This window comes from Nocardioides ungokensis (genome assembly GCF_013466985.1).
GTDB lineage: Bacteria > Actinomycetota > Actinomycetes > Propionibacteriales > Nocardioidaceae > Nocardioides > Nocardioides ungokensis.
On record NZ_CP059164.1, the window covers coordinates 2,641,318 to 2,662,233 of the forward strand.

General features: G+C 72.3%; 26 protein-coding genes, 1 pseudogene and 1 riboswitch. Of the genes and pseudogenes, 12 read left to right on the forward strand and 15 right to left on the reverse strand.

All coding sequences use genetic code 11. The features are described from left to right. Nucleotides 1-151: 151 nt before the first annotated feature. The gene (locus tag H0S67_RS13020) at nt 152-682 is read right to left on the reverse strand and encodes an SseB family protein (RefSeq protein ID WP_180933410.1); all 531 of its coding nucleotides are present in this window, start codon (nt 680-682) and stop codon (nt 152-154) included. A 243-nt stretch (nt 683-925) separates the two neighbouring features. Here H0S67_RS13020 and H0S67_RS13025 point away from each other — a divergent pair, with 243 nt between their 5' ends. The 10 genes from H0S67_RS13025 (at nt 926) to H0S67_RS13065 (ending at nt 9,098) form a co-directional block, all read left to right on the forward strand. After that, nucleotides 926-1,633, forward strand: a complete 708-nt coding sequence (locus H0S67_RS13025; protein ID WP_219635257.1) for an ABC transporter permease — start codon at nt 926-928, stop codon at nt 1,631-1,633. Further along, complete coding sequence (locus H0S67_RS13030) at nt 1,621-2,436, forward strand: ABC transporter ATP-binding protein (protein ID WP_180933412.1); 816 nt, start codon at nt 1,621-1,623, stop codon at nt 2,434-2,436. Before H0S67_RS13025 ends, H0S67_RS13030 begins: the two co-directional genes overlap by 13 nt. Further along, the gene (locus tag H0S67_RS13035) at nt 2,433-3,497 is read left to right on the forward strand and encodes an ABC transporter substrate-binding protein (RefSeq protein WP_180933413.1); all 1,065 of its coding nucleotides are present in this window, start codon (nt 2,433-2,435) and stop codon (nt 3,495-3,497) included. Before H0S67_RS13030 ends, H0S67_RS13035 begins: the two co-directional genes overlap by 4 nt. Beyond that, a complete protein-coding gene (locus H0S67_RS23650; RefSeq protein WP_219635258.1) occupies nt 3,494-3,907 on the forward strand; it encodes a type 2 periplasmic-binding domain-containing protein in 414 nt (137 codons plus the stop codon). Before H0S67_RS13035 ends, H0S67_RS23650 begins: the two co-directional genes overlap by 4 nt. After that, nucleotides 3,822-4,538: an ABC transporter substrate-binding protein gene (locus H0S67_RS13040; protein WP_219635259.1), complete on the forward strand. Its 717-nt coding sequence runs from the start codon at nt 3,822-3,824 to the stop codon at nt 4,536-4,538. The genes H0S67_RS23650 and H0S67_RS13040 overlap by 86 nt, the downstream gene beginning before the upstream one ends. A gap of 1 nt (nt 4,539) precedes the next feature. Continuing rightward, nucleotides 4,540-5,718, forward strand: coding sequence for an LLM class flavin-dependent oxidoreductase (locus H0S67_RS13045; protein ID WP_180933414.1), 1,179 nt, complete (start codon nt 4,540-4,542; stop codon nt 5,716-5,718). Between the two features lie 42 nt (nt 5,719-5,760). After that, entirely contained in the window at nt 5,761-6,201 is a 441-nt protein-coding gene (locus tag H0S67_RS13050; protein WP_219635260.1) for a hypothetical protein, read from the forward strand. After that, complete coding sequence (locus H0S67_RS13055) at nt 6,201-7,418, forward strand: amino acid deaminase/aldolase (protein ID WP_180933415.1); 1,218 nt, start codon at nt 6,201-6,203, stop codon at nt 7,416-7,418. Before H0S67_RS13050 ends, H0S67_RS13055 begins: the two co-directional genes overlap by 1 nt. Before the next feature lie 3 nt (nt 7,419-7,421). Beyond that, nucleotides 7,422-8,000, forward strand: a complete 579-nt coding sequence (locus tag H0S67_RS13060; protein WP_246354714.1) for a uridine kinase family protein — start codon at nt 7,422-7,424, stop codon at nt 7,998-8,000. A 174-nt stretch (nt 8,001-8,174) separates the two neighbouring features. Beyond that, a complete protein-coding gene (locus H0S67_RS13065) occupies nt 8,175-9,098 on the forward strand; it encodes an aldose 1-epimerase family protein (RefSeq protein WP_180933416.1) in 924 nt (307 codons plus the stop codon). Nucleotides 9,099-9,120: 22 nt separating this feature from the next. Here the strand turns inward: H0S67_RS13065 and H0S67_RS13070 are convergent, their stop codons facing one another. The 12 genes and pseudogenes from H0S67_RS13070 to H0S67_RS25290 all read right to left on the reverse strand — a co-directional run bounded on the left by H0S67_RS13070 (nt 9,121) and on the right by H0S67_RS25290 (nt 18,495). Beyond that, on the reverse strand, nt 9,121-9,573 hold the full coding sequence (locus H0S67_RS13070) for a PH domain-containing protein (RefSeq protein ID WP_246354715.1): 453 nt from the start codon (nt 9,571-9,573) through the stop codon (nt 9,121-9,123). Continuing rightward, the gene (hisG, locus tag H0S67_RS13075; RefSeq protein ID WP_219635261.1) at nt 9,557-10,411 is read right to left on the reverse strand and encodes an ATP phosphoribosyltransferase; all 855 of its coding nucleotides are present in this window, start codon (nt 10,409-10,411) and stop codon (nt 9,557-9,559) included. Before hisG ends, H0S67_RS13070 begins: the two co-directional genes overlap by 17 nt. Before the next feature lie 7 nt (nt 10,412-10,418). Continuing rightward, nucleotides 10,419-10,682, reverse strand: coding sequence for a phosphoribosyl-ATP diphosphatase (locus tag H0S67_RS13080; protein ID WP_180933418.1), 264 nt, complete (start codon nt 10,680-10,682; stop codon nt 10,419-10,421). A 119-nt stretch (nt 10,683-10,801) separates the two neighbouring features. Further along, a complete protein-coding gene (gene ribH, locus H0S67_RS13085) occupies nt 10,802-11,290 on the reverse strand; it encodes a 6,7-dimethyl-8-ribityllumazine synthase (RefSeq protein ID WP_180933419.1) in 489 nt (162 codons plus the stop codon). A 3-nt stretch (nt 11,291-11,293) separates the two neighbouring features. Further along, a complete protein-coding gene (locus H0S67_RS13090; RefSeq protein ID WP_180933420.1) occupies nt 11,294-12,547 on the reverse strand; it encodes a bifunctional 3,4-dihydroxy-2-butanone-4-phosphate synthase/GTP cyclohydrolase II in 1,254 nt (417 codons plus the stop codon). Then, complete coding sequence (gene pnuC / locus H0S67_RS13095) at nt 12,544-13,218, reverse strand: nicotinamide riboside transporter PnuC (RefSeq protein ID WP_180933421.1); 675 nt, start codon at nt 13,216-13,218, stop codon at nt 12,544-12,546. Before pnuC ends, H0S67_RS13090 begins: the two co-directional genes overlap by 4 nt. After that, a complete protein-coding gene (locus H0S67_RS13100) occupies nt 13,218-13,871 on the reverse strand; it encodes a riboflavin synthase (protein WP_180933422.1) in 654 nt (217 codons plus the stop codon). The genes pnuC and H0S67_RS13100 overlap by 1 nt, the downstream gene beginning before the upstream one ends. Next, nucleotides 13,871-14,923 carry a bifunctional diaminohydroxyphosphoribosylaminopyrimidine deaminase/5-amino-6-(5-phosphoribosylamino)uracil reductase RibD gene (gene ribD / locus H0S67_RS13105; protein WP_246354716.1) on the reverse strand — a complete coding sequence of 351 codons (1,053 nt, stop codon included), beginning with the start codon at nt 14,921-14,923 and terminating at the stop codon, nt 13,871-13,873. Before ribD ends, H0S67_RS13100 begins: the two co-directional genes overlap by 1 nt. A 91-nt stretch (nt 14,924-15,014) precedes the next feature. Continuing rightward, a riboswitch (FMN riboswitch) is annotated at nt 15,015-15,169 on the reverse strand. Nucleotides 15,170-15,248: 79 nt separating this feature from the next. After that, nucleotides 15,249-16,553: an MFS transporter gene (locus H0S67_RS13110; RefSeq protein WP_180933423.1), complete on the reverse strand. Its 1,305-nt coding sequence runs from the start codon at nt 16,551-16,553 to the stop codon at nt 15,249-15,251. Nucleotides 16,554-16,615: 62 nt separating this feature from the next. Continuing rightward, nucleotides 16,616-17,276: pseudogene (gene rpe, locus H0S67_RS13115) on the reverse strand (ribulose-phosphate 3-epimerase). 37 nt (nt 17,277-17,313) lie between these two features. After that, the gene (ligD, locus tag H0S67_RS13120; RefSeq protein WP_246354717.1) at nt 17,314-18,237 is read right to left on the reverse strand and encodes a non-homologous end-joining DNA ligase; all 924 of its coding nucleotides are present in this window, start codon (nt 18,235-18,237) and stop codon (nt 17,314-17,316) included. Nucleotides 18,238-18,285: 48 nt separating this feature from the next. Further along, the gene (locus tag H0S67_RS25290) at nt 18,286-18,495 is read right to left on the reverse strand and encodes a hypothetical protein (protein WP_246355443.1); all 210 of its coding nucleotides are present in this window, start codon (nt 18,493-18,495) and stop codon (nt 18,286-18,288) included. On the opposite strand from H0S67_RS25290, the gene H0S67_RS25295 reads away from it, so the two are divergent. Continuing rightward, nucleotides 18,422-18,724, forward strand: a complete 303-nt coding sequence (locus H0S67_RS25295) for an AAA family ATPase (protein WP_246355375.1) — start codon at nt 18,422-18,424, stop codon at nt 18,722-18,724. The genes H0S67_RS25290 and H0S67_RS25295 overlap by 74 nt on opposite strands. Continuing rightward, nucleotides 18,658-19,047, forward strand: a complete 390-nt coding sequence (locus tag H0S67_RS25300) for a hypothetical protein (protein WP_246355444.1) — start codon at nt 18,658-18,660, stop codon at nt 19,045-19,047. The genes H0S67_RS25295 and H0S67_RS25300 overlap by 67 nt, the downstream gene beginning before the upstream one ends. A 16-nt stretch (nt 19,048-19,063) precedes the next feature. Here H0S67_RS25300 and H0S67_RS13130 read toward each other — a convergent pair whose 3' ends face one another. Both H0S67_RS13130 and H0S67_RS13135 read right to left on the reverse strand, forming a co-directional pair. Continuing rightward, nucleotides 19,064-20,497, reverse strand: a complete 1,434-nt coding sequence (locus H0S67_RS13130) for an RsmB/NOP family class I SAM-dependent RNA methyltransferase (RefSeq protein ID WP_180933424.1) — start codon at nt 20,495-20,497, stop codon at nt 19,064-19,066. Then, entirely contained in the window at nt 20,490-20,891 is a 402-nt protein-coding gene (locus H0S67_RS13135; RefSeq protein ID WP_180933425.1) for an MmcQ/YjbR family DNA-binding protein, read from the reverse strand. The genes H0S67_RS13130 and H0S67_RS13135 overlap by 8 nt, the downstream gene beginning before the upstream one ends. Nucleotides 20,892-20,916: the final 25 nt, after the last annotated feature.

Sequence of the window (20,916 nt, forward strand, 5' to 3'; positions counted from 1 at the left end):
CGACCTGTGCGACCCCGGATGCTGCTGGGGCTGCGGCGGTCGGTGCGGGTGGGAGAACGCGTGGTGCCTGGTCTCCGCTTGTGAGATCGGCCCCCGAGTCATGCCGAGGCACGGATCGGGAACTGATCGGTCAACACGGAATGCTAGCGGATCATTCCGGCTCAGGCCGAATCCACGCCGCACGCTCCCCCACGACGGCGAGGCGCCAGCCGGACGCGAGGCCGCTCAGGTCCGGGCCCTCGACCACGACGGTGACGGGGCCGGCCACGTCGACGACCAGGGCGGCCGCGCCGTCCTGCAGGGCCGACTGGGCTGCGACCTGCGCCGGGACGGGGACGGGTCGCGCCTCGGAGTTCCACGCCGCGAGCGACTCGGTGCCGGTGAACGCCAACAGCGCCAGCCGGCCGTCGTTGCCCTGGAGCAGCACGGCGGCCATGTCGCTGGTCTTGTCGTGGACCAGCCCGGCCTCGTCGTGCTCGACCTCGCCGAGCACGGCGACCACCGGGACCAGCACCCGAGCGGACCGGAGCTCGTCCAGCACCCGGACGTAGGAGCCGCGCGGATCGGCGGCGTACGCCGCTAGGGCTGCGGCAAGACCGCTCGGGACAGCGCCCGTGTCGCCGGCGAACCCCGGGTCGGGGATGCGGCGGGACGGCTCCCCCTCGGCTCCGGACTCGATCACCGAGCCAGTCTCCCCGACCGGCCACCCACCGAGAAACCGGCAGCCCGGCCGCGGACTGCCGGTGTGGGACACGACACGCCCGAGCTTGAGCGTTCGGCTTGATTTAAGTCTATTAAATCCGTAGACATAGGCCTCATGTCCACGACAACCGTGGCGGCTCCCACCGCCCCCACCCGTCCCAGGCGTCGGTCACGCAGTCGCGGGTCCCGCCTCCTGTTCCTCCGCAGATGGGTCTCGCCCGTCGTGCTGGTCGCCCTGTGGCAGGTGCTCAGCAGCGCCGGCGTCCTCAGCGAGCGCACCATCGCCTCGCCCCAGCAGATCGCGGCGACTGCCGCCGACCTCGTCCGCGACGGCACGCTCGGCGCGGCCACGCTGGTCTCGGTCCAGCGCGTCGGGATCGGCTTCGCGGTCGGCGCGGTCATCGGCCTCGCGCTCGCCATCCTGGCCGGCCTGAGCGGGCTGGGCGAGCACGCCATCGACCCGCCGATGCAGATGCTGCGCACGCTTCCGCACTTCGGGCTCATCCCGCTCTTCATCATCTGGATGGGCATCGGCGAGGCGCCGAAGCTCGCGCTGATCGCGCTGGGGGTGGCGTTCCCGCTCTACCTGAACACGCTGTCCGGGATCCACGGCATCGACCGCAAGACCGTCGAGGCGGCCCGCGCCATGGGGCTGACCTGGACCCAGCGGATCCGGCACGTGGTCGTCCCCGGCGCCCTCCCGCAGACGCTCGTCGGACTGCGCCAGAGCCTCGGCATCGCCTGGCTCTCCCTCATCGTCGCGGAGACCATCAGCGCCCACTCCGGGCTGGGCTACATGATCAACCACGCCCGCGACTTCCTCCAGACCGACGTGATCGTCGTCGGCCTGGCCGTCTACAGCCTGCTCGGTCTCGCGACCGACGCGGTTGTCCGATACCTCGAAGGCAGGGCCCTCGCATGGCGCGGCTGAAGACCCCCCAGAAGAACGGCACCCCCACCACCACCGACTCCCCCGGCGCGTACGTCGCCCGGGTGACCGCCCACAACCGGTCCTTCGGCGACACGCACGTGCTGAAGTCGATCGACCTCGACATCCGTCCCGGCGAGTTCGTCGCCCTGCTCGGTCGCAGCGGGTGCGGCAAGTCAACGCTGCTGCGCAGCCTGGCCAGGCTGGACCCCGTGCCCGCCGGCGAGGTGGCCATCTCGGGACGCACCTCGGTCGCGTTCCAGGAGCCCCGCCTGCTGCCGTGGCGTCGGGTCCGCGACAACGTGGAGCTGGCGCTCCTGAACACCCCGGAGCGCCGCTCGCGCGCCGACCTGGCGACCCGGACCCTGGCCGAGGTCGGCCTGTCCGAGAAGCTCGGCAGCTGGCCGCGCGAGCTCTCCGGCGGCCAGGCCCAGCGGGTGTCGCTGGCCAGGGCGCTGGTGAGCAGCCCGTCCCTGCTGCTCCTCGACGAGCCCTTCAGCGCGCTCGACGCCCTGACCCGGATCGAGATGCACCAGCTGGTGATCGACCTGTGGCGTCGCCACTCGATGGCGGTCCTCATCGTGACCCACGACGTCGACGAGGCCCTGGCCCTCGCCGACCGCGTCGTCGTCATGGACGAGGGCCGGCTCGCGCACAGCTGGCAGATCACCCTCCCGCGCTCCGACCGGGCGCCGTCCCAGCCGGAGATCGCCGGGGCCCGCGCCCAGCTCCTGGACGCGCTGGGCGTCAAGCCCACTCCGCCCAACCCCAACCGCAATCCCCTGACCAACCAAGGAGCAGCATGAACCTCCACCTCGTCCGCCGGACCCGCCGAAGGACCCGGCTCGCCGCCGTCGCCGGCGTCGTCGCCGGCGCCCTCCTGCTCGCCGGCTGCGGAGGCTCCGCGACCGGCAACGAGGGGGCCGTCAAGAGCGACGGCTCCGTCGACCTCTCGAAGGTGACCCTGATCGTGGGCGACCAGAAGGGCACCAGCGCGCAGGCGCTGCTGAAGGCAGCCGGCCTCGACGACACGCCGTACAAGATCCAGTGGCAGGAGTTCACCTCCGGGCCGCCGCTGCTCGAGGCCCTGAACGCCGACTCCATCCACGTCGGCATGGTCGGCAACACCCCGCCGATCTTCGCCGCCGCCGCCAAGGGCACGTTCAAGATGGTCCAGGCGGTCACCTACACCGGCAAGGGCGACACGATCCTCGTCCCCAAGGACTCCCCCCTCAAGTCGGTCGCCGACCTCAAGGGCAAGAACGTCGGGGTCGCCGAGGGCAGCTCGGCCAACTACAACCTGCTCGCCCAGCTCCAGAACGCCGGGCTGAAGTACTCGGACGTCAAGGTCCAGAACCTCCAGCCCGCCGACGCGCTGGCCGCCTTCACCTCCGGCCACCTCGACGCCTGGGCGACGTGGGACCCGTTCACCTCGCAGGCGGTCAAGCAGGAGGGGGCACGCGTCCTCGCGGACGGCAACGACCTCCTCAACGGCCTGAACTTCCAGGTCGCCTCCAACGCGGCGCTCGACGACAAGGCCACCAAGGCCGCCCTGCAGGACTACCTCGGCCGGATCACCCAGGCCCAGCTGTGGGCCGGCCAGCACCAGGAGGAGTGGTCCAAGGTGTGGGCCGAGCAGACCGGCCTGACGCCGGACGTCACCCTCGCCGCGGCCAAGGAGCGCCCGGTCAAGGTGGTCCCGATCGACCAGTCCGTCATCGACTCCGAGCAGAAGATGGCCGACGCGTTCTCCGCGAACGACCTGCTCCCCGGCTCGGTGAACGTGTCGGACTACTTCACCGACGAGTTCAACGACTACGTGCAGCAGCAGGCCCAGAAGCAGGTTCAGAAGGCGGGCAAGGCATGAGCGCCCGCCGTGCGGTCCACAGCAGGCGCCGTGGCCGGCTCGGGGTGCTCGCCGCCGGCCTGGCTGCTGCGGTGGCCTTCGCCCTGCTCCTCACCGGTTGCGGCGGATCCGCCACCGGCAACGAGGGCGCCGTCAACAAGGACGGCTCGGTCGACCTCTCGAAGGTCACCCTGATCGTCGGCGACCAGAAGGGCGGCTCGAAGGCGCTGCTCCAGGCCGCGGGCGAGCTCGACGACGTGCCGTACAAGATCCAGTGGCAGGAGTTCACCTCCGGTCCGCCGCTGCTCGAGGCACTGAACGCCGGCTCCATCCACATCGGGCGGCGTGGGCAACACCCCGCCCCTGTTCGCCGCGGCAGCCAAGGGAGAGTTCCAGGCCGTGCAGGCCGCGACGTACGGCGGGACCGGTGACGCGATCGTGGTCCCGAAGGGCTCGCCCATCAAGAGTGTCGCCGACCTCAAGGGCAAGACCGTCGGTGTCGCCGAGGGCAGCTCGGCCAACTACAACCTGCTCGCCCAGCTCGACAAGGCCGGCCTGAAGTACTCGGACGTCAAGGTGCAGAACCTCCAGCCGGCCGACGCCCTCGCCGCGTTCAGCTCGGGGCACCTCGACGCCTGGGCCATCTGGGAGCCCTTCACCTCCCAGGCCGAGCAGGAGGCCGGCGCCAAGGTGATCGCGACCGGCAAGGGCCTGGTCAACGGCTACGTGTTCCAGATCGCCTCGCAGGCCGCGCTCGACGACCCGGCCACGACCGCCGCGCTGAAGGACTACGTGGGCAGGATCGCCAAGGCGCAGGTCTGGTCGCAGACCCACAAGGAGGACTGGGCGAAGGTCTGGTCCGAGGAGACCGGCCTGAGCGAGGACATCACGCTCGCCGCAACCAAGAAGCGCGACGTGCAGCTGGTCCCGATCAGCCAGGACGTCATCGACTCCGAGCAGGGCATGGCCGACGCGTTCACCGAGAACGGCCTGCTGCCCGGCAAGGTCGACGTGGCGCCGTTCTTCACCGACAAGTTCAACTCCGAGACGACCGGGAAGTGACATGACAGCCGACAACCGGGTGAAGCTGCACTGGTTCCTGCCGACCTCCGGCGACAGCCGGTCGTTGGTCGGCGCCGGCCAGGGCGTGCCGCACGAGGTGCGCTCCGGCCTGCGCGAGACGATGACCGACGGGTTCCGCGAGCCGACCATCGACTACCTCGCCGACGTCGCCCGCACGGCGGAGAAGCTCGGCTTCGAGGGGGTGCTCACCCCGACCGGGACCTTCTGCGAGGACGCCTGGCTGACGACCGCGGCGTTGATCCGTGAGACGACCCGGCTGAAGTTCCTGGTCGCCTTCCGGCCCGGCGTGATCAACCCGGTGCTCGCCGCCCAGATGGCGGCCGCCTACCAGCGGATCTCGGGCGGCCGGCTGATGCTGAACGTCGTCACCGGCGGCGAGCCGAAGGAGCAGGCCCGCTTCGGGGACACCGCGGCGAAGGCCGAGCGCTACGCACGCACCGAGGAGTTCCTCTCCGTCGTGCGCGGCACCTGGACCCGGGCACCGTTCGACTTCGCCGGGGACCACTACCGGGCCGAGGGCGCCATGGTGAGCGGGGGCATCGACCCGGTGCCCGACATCTACTTCGGTGGTTCCTCCGGGCCGGCCGGGCCGGTCGCCGCGAAGCACGCCGACGTCTACCTGACCTGGGGCGAACCCCCGGAGCTGGTGCGCGAGAAGATCGCGTGGATGCGCGACCTGGCCGCCGCCGAGGGGCGCACCCTGCGCTTCGGGCTGCGGATCCACACGCTGTCGCGCGACACCGGCGAGGAGGCCTGGCAGCACGCCCAGTGGCTCCTCGACGGGCTCGACCCGGCCACCGTGGCCAAGGCGCAGGCGGCGCTGGGCGCCAGCGAGTCGACGGGTCAGCAGCGGATGCTCTCGCTGCGCGGCGGGCGCTCGTCGTACTCCTCGGCACGCGAGCTGGAGGTCGCGCCCAACCTGTGGAGCGGCGTGGGGCTGGTCCGCGGCGGCGCGGGCACAGCGCTCGTGGGCAGCCACCGTGAGGTGGCCGACCGGCTCGAGGAGTACCACCGCCTCGGCATCGACGAGTTCATCCTGTCGGGCTACCCGCACGTGGAGGAGGCCTACTGGTTCGGCGAGGGTGTGATGCCGATCCTGCGCGAGAGGGGCCTGCTGGGCGCCACGGTCCCGACGCGCCCGGTGGCCGCGTCGGCGTGACCGAGACCGTCCACGCCCCCAGCGTTGTGCAACGCTGGGGGTGTGGACGACGTGACCTGGGCGGCACTCACGCTCACCCTGACGATCCTCGGGGCGATCTGGACCTGGCTCTCCTTCCAGCGGCGGGGCCTGGCCTCCGGTCTGCGCGCGGCAGCCTTCACGCTGCTGCCGCTCGCGGCGTACCTCACGAGAACCCTGCGCCTCATCACCCGCATCGCCGGCGCGATCGCCGACTGGGCCGCCAGCCTGGTGTTCAGCCCGTTCGTCTGGATGGGCTTCGCGCTGGCCGGCGTTTCCGTGGTCCTCTTCGTGGTCTCGGGCTTCCTGCGCGCCCGCCAGCTGGGCACGCGGAGCGACTCCGCCAAGGCCGCCACCGGCGGCAAGCGGGGCAAGGCACTCCCACCGGGTGGGCGTGGGGCTCCCGCCATCGACGACGACATGGCAGAGATCGAGGCGCTCCTCCGCAAGCGCGGCATCTCCTGATGGCGCACTCGTTCGTCGACCGCAACCGGCTGTGGGCGCGGCTCAACCGGGCCGTGGCCGGCCACGGCACTCCCCTGCCCACCCCGACGATGGTGGTGGACCTCGGCGCCTTCGACGCCAACGCCGACGACCTGGTCCGCCGGGCGGGCGGCAAGCCCGTCCGGGTCGCGTCCAAGTCGCTGCGCGTCCCCGCGCTGATCGAGCGCGCCCTCGACCACCCCGGCTTCCACGGCGTCCTCGCCTACACGCTGCGCGAGGCGCTGTGGCTGCACGAGCACGAGGTCTCCGAAGACATCGTGGTGGCCTACCCGACCGTCGACCGGGGCGCCCTCGCCGACCTCGTCGGCTCCCCCTCGGCCGCCTCCCACATCACCCTCATGGTCGACGACCGGAGCCATCTCGACCTCGTCGACTCCGTGCGCGCCTCGCTGGCGGTGCCGGTCCGGATCGCGATCGACATCGACGCGGGCCTGCGCGTCGGCGGCCAGCACGTGGGACCGAAGCGCTCCCCGCTCCACGACGTGGACGACGTGGTCGACCTCGCCCGCGCCGTCGACGGACGTGGCGGCTTCCGGCTCGTCGGGGCGATGACCTACGAGGGCCAGGTGGCCGGGCTTCCGGACCGGCTGCCCACCCAGCGGGCCCGCTCGATGGTCGTACGGCGGATGAAGTCGCTGTCCATGGGTCAGCTGGAGGCACGCCGTCGCGAGATCGACGACGCCCTGCGGCAGATCGCGTCCCTGGAGTTCTGGAACGCGGGCGGCTCGGGTTCGGTGGAGGAGTCGGCGCACGACCCGGTCGTCACCGAGGTGGCCGCCGGCTCGGGCCTCCTGGTCCCGACCCTGTTCGACCACTACGAGTCCTTCGAACCCCGGCCGGCCGCCTTCTTCGGCGTCCCCGTCGTACGCCGTCCCTCACCGCAGGTGGCCACGGTCCACGGCGCCGGCCTGGTCGCCTCCGGCGCAGCCGGGGCGGACCGCCTCCCCACCCCCTGGGCCCCCGCCGGACTGCGGCTGACCGGCCTCGAGGGCGCCGGCGAGGTGCAGACGCCGCTGACCGGCCACGGCGCGACCCTGCTGCGCATCGGCGACCTGGTGTGGTTCCGTCACGCCAAGTCCGGTGAGCCGTTCGAGCACGCCACGACCGTCCACCTGCTGGAGGGCGACACGTTCGTGGACTCGGTCCCGACCTACCGCGGCCTCGGGCTCGCGTTCTGAGTCGTGGGTCGGGTGGACGCGGCGGAGCTGCTGCTGGAGCTTGCCGAGTCGCGACCTCCGACGCTCGGCTCCGGGCGGCTGCTCTGCGTCGACGGGCCGGCCGGGTCGGGCAAGACGACGCTGGCCGCGGCCGTGGCCTCACTGCGCCCGGACACCGCGGTGATCCACATGGACGACCTCTACGACGGCTGGGGCGGGCTGCCGCGCCTGGGCGACCAGCTCGAGGCGCTGCTCCGGCCGCTGGCCCGCGACCGGCCGGGCTGCTACCGGCGCTACGACTGGCACGCCGGCCGCTATGCCGAGACCCTCACCGTGCCTCCGGGCCCGCTGCTGGTGCTCGAGGGCGTCGGCTCCGGGTCCCGCACCCACGCCGACCTGACCACGGCCCTGGCCTGGGTCTCCGCGCCCGCCGACCTCCGGCTGCGCCGCGGGCTGGAGCGGGACGGTGCCGCCCTCGCCGACCGGTGGCGACAGTGGATGGCGGACGAGACCGCGCACTTCGACCTCGACGGGACTCGCGGCCGTGCCCACCTGCTGGTCGACGGCACCGGGTCGACCCCACCACGCCTCGCCAGACCTTAGGGGTGTTCCCCAGGTCCCTGGCCTGCTGCGCGCCCCGTCCCACAGGCACCTGGACTTCGTCGGCGTCACTCGCCGTGGCTCCGCCACGTCTCCCTCCTCAGCCTCGCCAGCCACTCCGCGGGACGACGCTCGCGACGGCCGGGAACCTGAGAGACACCCCCTAGGGTTGGCCCCATGCTTCCTCCCAGTGGTGACCAGTTCGAGATCACCGGCGGCGGCTACCGCGCCGTCGTGACCGAGAGCGGGGCCGCGCTGCGCCTCCTCGAGTACGCCGGGCGGCCGCTGCTCGACGGCTTCGCCGAGGACGCCATGTCCTCCGGGGGTCGCGGCCAGCAGTTGTTGCCCTGGCCGAACCGGATCCGCGACGGCGCCTACCGCTTCGGCGACCGGGACCTGCAGCTGCCGCTCTCCGAGCCGGCGCGGCACAACGCCTCGCACGGGCTGGTCCGCTGGGTGGCCTGGACCCTCGAGGAGCACACCGGCAACTCGGTGTCGCTCGTCTACCGGCTGATGGCGCAGTCGGGCTACCCCTGGACGCTCGACCTGCACGTGCTCTACGACCTCTCCGCCGACGGGCTCACCGTCACCCAGACCGCCACGAACCTGGCGGACACGGCCGCGCCGTACGCCAGCGGCGCCCACCCCTACCTCGCGGTGGGGGCCGGCCCGGTGGACACGCTCGAGCTGACCCTGCCGGCGGCGACCCGGGCGCTGGTCGACGACCGGCTGCTGCCGGTCGGGCGCACCGACGTGGAGGACACGGCGTACGACTTCCGGATGGCGCGGCCGATCCGCGACACGGCGTTCGACGACGCCTTCACCGATCTCGAGCGCGACGAGCAGGGCATCGCCACGGCGGTCCTGCGGGACCCGGTGAGCGGGCACGGCGTGGCACTGTGGGTCGACCAGCGGCACCGCTGGCTGCAGGTCTTCAGCGCCGACGACGTGCCGGGCACGGCCCGCCGGTCCCTGGCGGTGGAGCCCATGACCGCGCCTCCGGACGCGTTCCGCTCCGGCGACGACCTCGTCACGCTGGCCGCCTCGGGCGAAGCAGGCGACGAGCACTCGGCCTCCTGGGGCGTCCGCGCGCTGGACTGAGCCCCGAGGCCGGCCAGCGCCGTCAGCGGTTGACGAGCGTGCGCAGCTGACGCACCGCGGTGTGGGCCCGCGCCCCGTCGGACCCTTGGATGCCGAGGGCCGAGGCGGTCGTGCCGTCGCTCAGGTCGAGGGTCACCCAGGGCGCCCCCGGCGGCAGGTGCACCGCGACGATCTCGGCCCAGTCGTACTCCCGACGGCGGTAGCCGTTGACCACGACGAGCTTGTCGGGCTCGGCGACCACGCGCGAGCGGACCAGGGCGTACCACACGGCGAAGGCCAGCAGGCCCAGGAAGACCAGCGTCCCGCGCTGGAACATCGTGAACTTCGCGCGCGTCTCGGCGTCGAAGGAGAACCAGGCGAAGCCGCACACCAGGAGCAGCGCGCCGCCGAACACGATCCCGGCGAGCCGCACCCCGAACGGACGCCAGGTGTGCGGGAGGGCGAGCTCGCCCGGCACGTCAGAGCCGGCAGGCATGGATGTCGGTGAGCAGGATGCCGCGGGCACCCAGGTCGAAGAGCTCGTCCATCAACCGCTGGGCGCCGGCGCGCGGGACCATGGCGCGGACCGCGACCCAGCCCTCACGATGCAACGGGGAGACCGTGGGGCTCTCGATGCCGGGCGTGAGCGCCACCGCGGCGGCGACGTGCTCGCGGCGGATGTCGTAGTCCATCATCACGTAGCTGCGGGCCACCAGGACGCCCTCGAGGCGGCGCTTGAAGACCTCGAAGCCGGACGGCACCGATCCGGCGCGGGTGACCACCACGGCCTCCGAGGACAGGATCACCTCGCCGAAGGTCTCCAGGCCGGCCTGGCGCAGCGTGCTGCCGGTCTCGACGACGTCGGCGATCACGTCGGCCACGCCGAGCTGGATGCTGGTCTCGACCGCGCCGTCGAGCCGGGTCACGGTCGCGTCGATCCCGTGCTCCTCCAGGAAGGCGCGAACGACGCCGACGTACGACGTGGCGATGCGGGTGCCGGCCAGCTGGCTCAGGTCGGAGAACTTCCCGACGGGGCCGGCGAAGTGGAAGCGGCTGCGGCCGAAGCCGAGCTCGAGCACCTCGTCGGCCTTCGCCCCGGAGTCGCGGAGCAGGTCACGACCCGTGATGCCGACGTCGAGGGTGCCCTCGCCGACGTACAGCGCGATGTCGCGCGGACGCAGGTAGAAGAACTCGACGCCGTTCTCGGCATCGACGAGCGTGAGCTCCTTGGAGTCGTGGCGCTGGCGGTAGCCGGACTCGCGCAGGATGTCGGACGCGGACTGGGACAGCGAGCCCTTGTTGGGGACCGCGACCCTCAGCAGGGGGGCACTCATGGCTTCCTCAGAGGTGGGTGTAGACGTCGTGCAGGCTGATGCCGCTGGCGAGCATGAGCACCTGGGCGTGGTAGAGCAGCTGGCTGATCTCCTCGGCCGTGCGCTCCTTGCCCTCGTGCTCGGCGGCCATCCAGGACTCGGCGGCCTCCTCGACCAGCTTCTTGCCGATCGCATGGACCCCGGCGTCGAGCTGAGCGACGGTGCCGGACCCCGCGGGTCGCTCGCGGGCCTTCTCGTTGAGCTCGGCCCAGAGCTCGTCGAACGTCTTCACGATCGACCACCCTACGGCGTCCGCCGCCCCGTCGTTGCGTCGCGTCCACCAGCGCCGACCCGCGGTTACGTGGCCCACACCGCACGATCGCCGCGTGACGGCCCGGCTCCGGCGGAGCGTCAGTGCTCGTAGCCGCGCTTGATGGTCCGCAGGGTCTGGGCGGTGAGCAGCGCGGCGGAGGTGGCCTCGTAGCCCTTGTCCTCCTTCGACCCCTCGAGGCCGGCCCGGTCGAGGGCCTGCTGGTCGTCGTCGCAGGTCAGCACCCCGAAGCCGACGGCGGTCTGGTGGTCGAGGGCCACCCGGGTGAGGCCGTCGGTGGCCGCGTTGCAGACGTAGTCGAAGTGCGGGGTGCCTCCGCGGACCACCACGCCGAGCGCCACCACGGCGTCGTACCCCTGCGCGGCGAGAGCGGCGGCCACCACCGGCAGCTCGAAGGTGCCCGGCACCCGGACGACGGACGGCGCCTCGACCTTGAAGTCGCGGCAGGCGCGCAGGGCGCCGTCGAGCAGGCCGTCCATGACCTGCTCGTGCCAGCTGGCCGCGACGACGGCCACGCGCAGGTCGTGGCAGTCGACGGGCTTCTGGTCCGGGGCTCCGGCTCCACTCATCGGTCAGGCTCCGTTCGGGGTCAGCTCGTCGGTCAGGTCGGGCAGCACGTGGCCCATCCGGTCACGCTTGGTCAGCAGGTAGGCGAGGTTGTGGTCGTTGGGGTGCGGGGTCAGCGGGACCCGCTCGGCCACCGCGACCCCGAAGTCCTCGAGGTTGCTGACCTTGTCGGGGTTGTTGGTGAGCAGCCGCACCGTGGTGATGCCCAGGTCGCGCAGGACCTGGGTGGCGGTGCCGTAGTGCCGCGCGTCGGCGGGCAGCCCGAGGTCGAGGTTGGCGTCGACCGTGTCGCGCCCGCCGTCCTGGAGCTGGTAGGCCTGCAGCTTGGCGACCAGGCCTATCCCCCGGCCCTCGTGCCCGCGCAGGTAGACCACCACCCCGCGGCCCTCCTCCACGATCCGCTCCAGCGCCTCGTCGAGCTGCGGTCCGCAGTCGCAGCGGTGGCTGCCGAAGACGTCGCCGGTCAGGCACTCGGAGTGCACCCGGGTCAGCACCGGCTCGGAGCCGGACACGTCGCCGTACACCAGCGCGATGTGCTCGGAGTCGTCCACGGTGATCCGGTAGCCGTACGCCGTGAAGTCGCCGTGGCGGGTCGGCAACCGGGTCTCGGCCACGCGCTCGACCAGCGTCTCGTGACGGCGGCGGTAGCGGACCAGGTCCTCGATCGAGATCATCGCCAGCCCGTGCTCGTCGGCGAAGGCGCGCAGCTCGGGCGCGCGCTTCATCGTGCCGTCGTCGTTGACCACCTCGACCAGCACCCCGGCCGGCGTCAGGCCGGCCAGCGTGGCCAGGTCGACCGCGGCCTCGGTGTGCCCGCGCCGCACGAGCACGCCGCCCTCCCGGTAGCGCAGCGGGAAGACGTGGCCGGGGCGGGTGACCTCCCACGGCTCGGTCGCGGAGTCGGCGAGCACGCGCGCGGTGTGAGCGCGGTCGGCGGCGCTGATCCCCGTGGTGACCCCGTCGCGGGCGTCGACGGAGATCGTGTAGGCGGTCCGCAGCTTGTCCTTGTTGTGCGGGGTCATCAGCGGGATCTCGAGACGGTCGAGCATGGCGGCCGGCATCGGCACGCAGATCACGCCGCTGCTGTGCCGGATCGTGAACGCCATCAGCTCCGGGGTGGCCTTGCTGGCCGCGAAGATGATGTCGCCCTCGTTCTCCCGGTCCTCGTCGTCGACGACCACGACCGCCTTGCCGGCGGCGATGTCGGCGATCGCCCGCTCGACGGTGTCGAGGCGGACCTTGTGGTGCTGCTCGCTCATGCGTGTGCTCCTTCGAGGGTGGCGGCCTCCGGGGTCGCCGTGCGGGTGGCCCGCCACCAGGCGGTGAAGCCGACGACGCAGAAGCCGCCGTAGAACAGGTACATGCCCGCGGTCGGGTAGTAGCCGGCCTGGATCAGGGTGGTCACGCCGACCGCGTCGACGGCGACCCAGACCAGCCAGAACTCGACCCAGCCGCGCGCCATGCCGTACGTCGCCAGCAGGGACCCGGCGAGGATCCACGCCTCGGTCGTGGGGTTCCACGACCCGATCCGCTGCAGCAGCGCGTAGGAGAGCGCGTAGCCCACGACGGCCAGTCCGACCAGCAGCAGGCGCTCGACGCCGGTGGCCCAGCGTGGCGTGATGGCGCCACCGTCGACCGCGTCGCGGGTCCGCGTCCAGCGCCACCAGCCGTAGAGGCTGGCCGCGGCGAACATGATCTGGCGCCCGGCCTGGCCCCAGAGCGGCTCGCCGCCGGTCTGCCCGCTCAGCTCGCCGCTGACGAACACGGTGAAGAGCAGCACGTTGCCGACCAGACCGACCGGCCAGGCCCAGACGCGGCGCCGCATCCCGAGCAGGGCGCTGGCCAGGCCGAAGAGGTTGCCGACCACCTCGCGCACCGACAGGCCGGTGTCGCCGACGGGGATCGTGCCGTGCAGGAGCCAGTCGAGCATCAGCCGGCCTCCCCGTCCGAGTGCGGAGCCAGCCGGTCGAGGTAGCCGGCCGCGAGCAGCTTCTCGACGTGCTTGGCGAGGACGTCCACCTCGAGGTTGACCAGGTCGCCGGCCCGCTTGAGGCCCAGCGTGGTGCGGGCCAGGGTCTCGGGGATGAGGCTGACCGTGAAGGCGTCGGTGCCTGCCTCCACCACGGTGAGGCTGACGCCGTCGACGGTGATCGAGCCCTTGTCGACCAGGTAGCGGGACAGGCCGGCCGGCATCGCGATCTCGACGACCTCCCAGTGCTCGCTCGGGGTGCGGCGCACGATGGTGCCGACACCGTCGACGTGGCCCTGCACGATGTGTCCACCGAGACGCTTGTCGACGGTGACCGCACGCTCGAGGTTGACCCGGTCCTGCGGTGCCACCCCGGCGAGGCTGGTCTTGTCCAGCGTCTCCTGCATGACGTCGGCGGTCCACAGCTCCGCGGCGCCGCCGTCGACGGACGGCTCGGTCGAGACCACGGTGAGGCAGCACCCGTTGACGGCGATCGAGTCACCCAGGCCGACGTCCTCGAGCACGGTGGCCGCCCGGATGGTGAGGCGGACGGCGTCGCCCTGGTCCTCCACCACCTCGACGGTGCCGAGCTCCTCGACGATTCCGGTGAACATCAGGTCTCCGTTCGGTTCTGCGTGGTCATGGTGAGGCGGACGTTGGGGGCCTCGCCGTCGAGTCCGTCGAGGACGGTCACGTCGGTGACCGTCGGGCGCAACGCGTCGGTGATGGTGGTGATTCCGAGGTCCGCGACAGCCTGGCGGCCGGCGCCGAGCAGCATCGGCGAGACGTAGGCGACGATCTCGTCGACGAGGCCGGCGCGCAGGAAGGCCGCCGCGAGGGTCGGGCCGCCCTCGAGGAAGACGTGCTGGCGGTCGAGGGCGTGCAGCTCGGCGAGGGCGGCGTGCGGGTCGCGGGTGCGCAGGTGCACGCTCTCGCCCGGGACGCCGTCGAAGACACGGCGGCCGGGGTCGAGGTCGCGCTCTCCCATCACCGCGCGGAGCGGCTGCTCGGCCAGCGGCCGGTCGTGCTCGTCACGGACCGTGAGCCGGGGGTCGTCGACGGCCACCGTGTTGGTGCCGACCAGCATCGTGTCGCACAGTGCCCGGAGCCGGTGGGTGTCGAGCCTCGCCGCCGCGCTGGAGACCCAGCGGCTGGTCCCGTCCGCAGCCGCGCTGCGGCCGTCGAGGGTGGCGGCGAACTTCCAGGTGACGAAAGGACGCTGGTGGTCGACCGCGAAGGTCCAGACCCGGTTCAGCGCCCGGGCCTCGTCCTCGAGCAGGCCAGCGTCTACCTCGACACCGGCGGCCCGCAGGGTCGCGCCCCCGCCGGCCGCGACCGGGTTGGGGTCGCGCTGCGCGAACACCACACGGCGTACGCCGGCCTCGACCAGCGCCTCCGCGCAGGGGCCGGTGCGTCCGGTGTGGTTGCACGGTTCGAGGGTGACGACGGCGGTGGCGCCGCGGGCGGAGCCGCCGGCCCGGGCGAGCGCGTCGGCCTCCGCGTGAGGGCTGCCGGCGCCGCGGTGGAAGCCCTCGGCCACCGTGCGGCCGGAGTCGTCGACGAGCACGCAACCGACGCGGGGGTTGGGTCCCAGGGGCACGCCGGGCGTCGCGGCGAGCTCGAGCGCACGGCGCATCGCGCGCTGCTCGAACTGGGTGGACGGCATCCGCTCGGCCCCTTCCTGGTCCGCTCACGGACTCCGGGGCGACGGCGGTGCCACGTGCTCCTCCGTCGATGACGGACGGCGGTGGCCTCACCTGCGTGCGCTTCCCATCCGGACTTTCACCGTCGGTCCAGGAATTTCACCTGGTCAACCGGTCACTGGCTGTGACCGGGTCGCGGACTTCTGAGTGATGCGAGGCATCCATCAGTCACCGCCGGCTCGGAATTACACCGACCCCAGAGCACGCGAGTAATTGAACTCGTCGGGTCCAGTTTGCCACATGCCCCCGCGCATGGCCCGGTGAGGTGGCCCACAGCTCCGGGCCCGGTCAGGCCTCCCCGACATCGTGCGGAGGCATGGCGACGTGGGCCGGGTGCGGGGTGGGCACGGCGGCCTGCACGAGGTGCTCCGCGTCGGGCTCCCGCAGATCGTCGAGCTGGTGGAGCGTGTCGGGGAGCAGGGTCAGGAAGGCCGCAGCCAGCACGATCCCGGCAAGGGTGAGCGACGTGGCCAGCACCGCGAAGGCGTCCACGGCCGGTCCGGCGAGCACCAGACCGAGCGGCCCCGCGGCGTACGTCGCCGAGGTGATCACTCCGATCACCCGGCCGCGCATCGGCTCCGGGGTGAGGACCTGCATCGCGAGGTTGAGGATCGGCTGCACCGGCCCCCAGAACAGTCCCGTCAGCGTCGCGAGGCAGAGCATGACGCCCAGCGGTGGCAGCGAGGCCAGGCCGAGGAGGGCCACGCAGGCCGTGATCACGCTGCCCACGAACACCCGGTAGCGACCCCACCGGTCCACGAACCACGGGTGGCACAGCGAGCCGACCACCCCGCCGCCACTCATCGCGGTCACGACCAGGCCGAGCTGACCAGGCCGGTCCAGGGCAGTGAAGTGGACCGGCAGGATGACCGACTCGAAAGGGAGGTAGGCCGAGACCAGCAGGCAGCACAGCAGGGTGGTGTCGCGCAGGAGCGGCTGCCGCCAGACGAACACCAGGCCCTCGGTCGTGCCGCGCCACACGCTCCCGGGCCGCTCGTGCTGCGCCGGACGACCGGAACCCGGGACCCGGAGCAGGGCGGTCGAGGCCACCGCCAGCGCGAACCCCGCTGCCGTTCCCCAGAGCGCGGACTCGGGGCCGACGAAACCGATCAGCAGACCACCGAGGCCCGGCCCCAGGAGGTAGGCGACGCCGAAGACCGCCTCGTGCACCGCGTTGGCGCGGTCCCACGCCCACCCGGCAGCCGTGGCGGCGCCCGGGAGCATGGCCTCGCGGGCTGTGTAGCCGGCCGGGTCGAGCACGGCCCCGACCACCGCCAGGCCGATCAGCCATGCGACGTTCAGCTGGTCGAGCAGCCCGAGAACCGGGATCGCAGCCACGCTCAGGCCGCTGATCACGTCGGAGAGGATCGCCACCCGCTTGCGACCGACCATGTCGACGATCGTGCCGACGAACAGGCTGGCGACGAGCAGGGGCAGCAACGTCGCCGCGGCAACGGCTCCGGCGGCAGAGGCACTGCCGGTGACCTGGAGCACCAGCCACGGCAGCACGACCATCGCGATCCCGTTGCCGACTCCGGACGCGAGGTTGCCTGCCTCGAGCAGGATCAGGGGCGTTCGGCGCCGGCCCATCATCCCCGCGAGGCGACGATGCCCGAGCTCGCGCAGGCTCGAGCCCGGGCGTGGGTCGGCTGGACCTACCGGACGGCGGCCTCGGCCCTCGCGCGCAGGTCGGCCACCATCGTGTCGGGGTCGTCGCGGAGTAGACCGCCGAGCCGGCCACGAACACGTCGGCGCCGGCCTCGGCGCACCGCTCGATGGTCTCCAGCGAGACTCCCCCGTCGACCTGCAGCCAGGTCTCGATCCCGTGCTTGTCCATCATCGCGCGGGCGCGACGGATCTTGGGCAGGCACAGGTCGAGGAACTTCTGGCCGCCGAAGCCGGGCTCGACGGTCATGATCAGCAGCATGTCGAGCTCGGGCAGCAGGTCCTCGTAGGGCTCGATGGGCGTGGCGGGCTTCAGCGCCATGCTGGCCCGCGCCCCGTGGGAGCGGAGCTCACGGGCGAGCCGCACGGGCGCCTTGGCGGCCTCGACGTGGAACGTCACCGAGCCGCAGCCGGCCTCGACGTACGCCAGCGCGTTGCGGTCGGGGTCTCGATCATCAGGTGGGCGTCGAGCGGGGTGTCGGTCGACCGCGCCAGCGCCTCGACCATGGTCGGGCCGAAGGTGAGGTTCGGGACGAAGTGGTTGTCCATCACGTCGACGTGCACCCAGTCGGCGCTGCCGATCCGGGCGACCTCGGCCCCGAGGTCGGCGAAGTCGGCGTTCAGGATGCTCGGCGTGATCTGGATACCCACGGGCGACGATCCTAGAGGGCCTGGAGATCGACCCCGGTCACGACTCCTCCTCCGGGTCCGCGGGCGGGGCCGCGCCGTCCCGCTCGTCACGGTCGGCCCACTCCAGCAGCGGCGCGATGTCGTAGACGTGGTCGTCGATGTCGGCGTGCAGGTCCCCGATCCGGGCGAAGCGCTCGGGCACCGTGAAGATGGTGAAGTCACGCGGGTCGACGGCATCCACCTCGTCCCAGCGGATCGGGGTCGAGACCCGGGCGTCGGGCAGGCCGCGCACCGAGTACGCCGCGGCGATGGTGTGGTCGCGCGCATTCTGGTTGTAGTCGACGAATATCGTCGCTGGGTCGCGGTCTTTCCGCCACCAGGTCAGGTCGACGTCCTTGGGCGCACGTCGCTCCACCTCGCGCGCGAAGGCCAGCGCCGCCCGTCGTACCTCCTTGAAGCCGTGGTCCGGGGCGATCCGGACGTAGACGTGCATGCCCTTGCTGCCGCTGGTCTTCGGGAAGCCGGTGGCCCCGAGCTCGTCGAGCACCTCGTGGGCGACATGGGCGACCTTGCGCACCTGGTCGTAGTCGCTGGCCGGCCCCGGGTCGAGGTCGATGCGCCACTCGTCGGGCTTCTCGGTGTCCTCGCGCCGGCTGTTCCACGGGTGGAACTCGACCGTTGACATCTGGACCGCCCAGATCACACTCGCCAGCTCGGTGACGCACAGCTCGTCTGCGGTGCGGTTCCAGCGGGGGAAGTGCAGTCGCACGGTCTCCACCCAGGGTGGGGCTCCCGCGGGCAGCCGCTTCTGGTGCACCTTGTCCCCGGCCAGCCCCTTCGGAAAGCGGTGCAGCATGCAGGGCCGTTCGAATAGCGCGTTCACGATCCCCGGGCCGACCGCGAGGTAGTACTCGACCAGGTCCAGCTTGGTGGCTCCGCTGTCGGGGAAGTAGACCCGATCGGGGTTGCTGACCCGGACCACCGGTCATCCACCTCGATCTCGACCGAGGGTGACTTCGCGGGCATGCGCTCATCTAAGGGGTTCGCGGTCGTACGGTGCGGACATGGACTTCAACCAGCCCCCGGTGGTGCGCGCGTACGCCGACCCCCAGCGGCCACCGCTGGCGCCGAGGCAGTGGCCGCTGACCGTGCCGGCCGTCGCCCAGGTGGTCGCTGAGGGCATCGAGCTGGCCCCGGGCGTCACGTTCCTGGTCGGGGAGAACGGCTCGGGCAAGTCCACGCTCGTGGAGGGCATCGCGATGGCCTTCGGGCTCTCCCCCGAGGCGGCTCGACACAGGGACACCACTCCACACGGGCCTCGGAGTCCGACCTCGGCCGGCTGCTGCGATCGACCGCGGCCTCGCGTCCAGCCGGTGGGGGGTTCTTCCTCCGGGCCGAGACGATGCACGGCTGGTACACCTACCTCGAGGACCACTCGGCCCCGCACGACCCGCGCTTCCACGAGATGAGCCACGGCGAGTCGTTCCTGGAGGTGCTGCGCACGCGCTTCAACTCCTCCGGGTTCTACTGCCTCGACGAGCCGGAGGCGGCCCTGTCGTTCTCCTCGGTCCTGGGCCTGGTCGCGGTGCTGCACGACGTCGTCCAGTCCGGGGGTCAGGTGCTCTGTGCCACCCACTCCCCCGTGCTCGCCGCGATGCCGGGCGCCACGTTGCTCGAGGTCGGCGAATGGGGACTGCGGCGTACGACGTGGGCCGAGCTCGAGCTGGTCCAGCACTGGAAGGCCTACCTCGAGGCTCCAGAGCGCTACCTGCGCCACGTGCTCGAGGACTGAGCCTGGAGCTGAGCCGTCACCCCTTGCGGAAGAGCGCCATGAACATCGCGTCGGTGCCGTGGCGGTGCGGCCAGAGCTGCACCGTCCCGGGAGTGGGGCCGGCACAGTTGGGGACGCCGGGGAGCAGGGTCGTCGCATCCTCGAGCGTGGCGTCCGGATGGGTCTGCAGCACGGACTTCACCACGCCCTCGGTCTCGGCGAGCACGGGTGAGCAGGTGGCGTAGAGGACCACGCCACCCGGTCGGACCAGGTCGAGCGCCGAGCCGACGAGTGAGCGCTGCAGCAGCACCAGCGAGAGCAGGTCGTCGGCCTTGCGCCGCCAGCGCGCCTCCGGGCGACGGCGCAGCGCACCCAGCCCGGTGCAGGGCGCGTCCACCAGGATCCGGTCGAAGGTGCCCGGCGCCCACGGCGGTGAGGTCCCGTCGGCGGCCACGATGCCGAGGACGCCGTCGGCCCCCGCGAGGGACCGGGCGACGAGCCGGGCGCGGTGCGGCTGGCGCTCGCCCGCGACCAGCCGGGCGCCGCGCCGCCCGGCGAGGGCGGCCAGGAGGGCCGCCTTGCCGCCGGGGCCGGCGCAGAGGTCCAGCCAGGTGGAGTCGTCGCCCTCGACGGGAGCCGCCGCCAGGGCCATGGCGACCAGCTGCGAGCCCTCGTCCTGGACGCCGGCCCGGCCCTCAGCCACCGCCGGGACGCCGGCGGGGTCGCCACCCTCGAGCACGACGCCGTAGGGCGACCAGGGGGTCGGCTCTCCCGGCAGCTCCTCGCGAGTGGCCCGACCCGGCCGGGCCACGAGGGTGACCCGCGGCGGCTCGTTGTCGGCCGCCAGCAGGTCGTGCAGCTCCGTCCACCCGACGGCGTTGCGCAGCTCCTCCACGACCCACTGCGGGTGGCTGTAGGCGATCGAGGCGTAGCGCACCGGCGCGACCCGGGGGTCGGGCGCGACGCGGCCGATCCAGTCGTCCAGCTCCTGCTCGGCGACCCGGCGCAGGACAGCGTTGGCGAAGCCCGCCGCACCGGAGCTGACCTTGGCCCGGACCAGGTCCACCGTGGTGCTGATGGCCGCGTGTGTGGGCACCCGCATCGACAGCAGCTGGTGGGCGCCGAGGCGCAGCGCGTCGAGCACCTTGGCCTCGACCTTGCTCAGCGGCCGGTCGACGCAGGCCGCCAGGATCGCGTCGTAGGTGCCGCGTCGCCGGATGGTGCCCGAGGCCAGCTCCGTCACGAAGGCCGCGTCGCGACCGGTCAGCCCGTGATGGCGCAGCACCGCGGGGAGCACGAGGTTGGTGTAGGCCTGGTCGACGCGCACGGCCTTCAGGACGTCGAGCGCGGCCAGCCGCGCCGGGTCGACCTTGCCGCGTGCCGCGGGTCCGGGCCGGGTGTCCGGTCGGCTGCCCTGCCTGGTGTCGGCGCGCGGTCCGGGGCGCCCGGCCGGCCTGCGGGCGTCAACCATCGAGGAACTTCCTTGCGAGCGTGCGCGGCGCCTTGGCGAGCCACGCGTCGGTGATGACCTCGGCGAGCTCGGCGCGGTCGATCTCGTCCAGTCGGGACTGTTGGACGAGCACGGCGTTGTAGCCGCGGAAGTGGTCGATCGTGAAGAACGGCAGCCGCTCGTCGCCGACCAGCGCCTCCTTCTCCTCGGCCGAGGCGGTCACGATCACGAGCAGGTCGTCGTACATCTCCCCTGTCTCCGGGTCCACCGCGGTGCGGTGGGGCGCGCGGTGGAGCAGGAACCCCTTGCCGCGGACCTTGTACGTCGGCCGGTCCCCCCAGGAGGTCCCGAACTCGACCTCGGGCAGTGACATGCACAGCTCGTGGATGTCGTCGGCACAAGCCCGGCGGGTCATGACCCCGACGGTATCGGGAGCCAGG

Bases quoted from the DNA above. Each gene is read 5' to 3' on its own strand.
- H0S67_RS13110 (WP_180933423.1), bottom strand. From the start codon at position 16,553: ATGATGGGCCGGCGCCGAACGCCCCTGATCCTGCTCGAGGCAGGCAAC.
- H0S67_RS13035 (WP_180933413.1), top strand. From the start codon at position 2,433: ATGAACCTCCACCTCGTCCGCCGGACCCGCCGAAGGACCCGGCTCGCC.
- H0S67_RS13030 (WP_180933412.1), top strand. From the start codon at position 1,621: ATGGCGCGGCTGAAGACCCCCCAGAAGAACGGCACCCCCACCACCACC.
- H0S67_RS13100 (WP_180933422.1), bottom strand. From the start codon at position 13,871: ATGTTCACCGGAATCGTCGAGGAGCTCGGCACCGTCGAGGTGGTGGAG.
- H0S67_RS25300 (WP_246355444.1), top strand. From the start codon at position 18,658: ATGCACGGCTGGTACACCTACCTCGAGGACCACTCGGCCCCGCACGAC.
- H0S67_RS13065 (WP_180933416.1), top strand. From the start codon at position 8,175: ATGCTTCCTCCCAGTGGTGACCAGTTCGAGATCACCGGCGGCGGCTAC.
- H0S67_RS13055 (WP_180933415.1), top strand. From the start codon at position 6,201: ATGGCGCACTCGTTCGTCGACCGCAACCGGCTGTGGGCGCGGCTCAAC.
- H0S67_RS13135 (WP_180933425.1), bottom strand. From the start codon at position 20,891: ATGACCCGCCGGGCTTGTGCCGACGACATCCACGAGCTGTGCATGTCA.
- H0S67_RS13130 (WP_180933424.1), bottom strand. From the start codon at position 20,497: ATGGTTGACGCCCGCAGGCCGGCCGGGCGCCCCGGACCGCGCGCCGAC.
- H0S67_RS13045 (WP_180933414.1), top strand. From the start codon at position 4,540: ATGACAGCCGACAACCGGGTGAAGCTGCACTGGTTCCTGCCGACCTCC.
- ribD (WP_246354716.1), bottom strand. From the start codon at position 14,923: ATGCCGTCCACCCAGTTCGAGCAGCGCGCGATGCGCCGTGCGCTCGAG.
- H0S67_RS13070 (WP_246354715.1), bottom strand. From the start codon at position 9,573: ATGCCTGCCGGCTCTGACGTGCCGGGCGAGCTCGCCCTCCCGCACACC.
- hisG (WP_219635261.1), bottom strand. From the start codon at position 10,411: ATGAGTGCCCCCCTGCTGAGGGTCGCGGTCCCCAACAAGGGCTCGCTG.
- H0S67_RS13090 (WP_180933420.1), bottom strand. From the start codon at position 12,547: ATGAGCGAGCAGCACCACAAGGTCCGCCTCGACACCGTCGAGCGGGCG.
- pnuC (WP_180933421.1), bottom strand. From the start codon at position 13,218: ATGCTCGACTGGCTCCTGCACGGCACGATCCCCGTCGGCGACACCGGC.
- H0S67_RS23650 (WP_219635258.1), top strand. From the start codon at position 3,494: ATGAGCGCCCGCCGTGCGGTCCACAGCAGGCGCCGTGGCCGGCTCGGG.
- ribH (WP_180933419.1), bottom strand. From the start codon at position 11,290: ATGAGTGGAGCCGGAGCCCCGGACCAGAAGCCCGTCGACTGCCACGAC.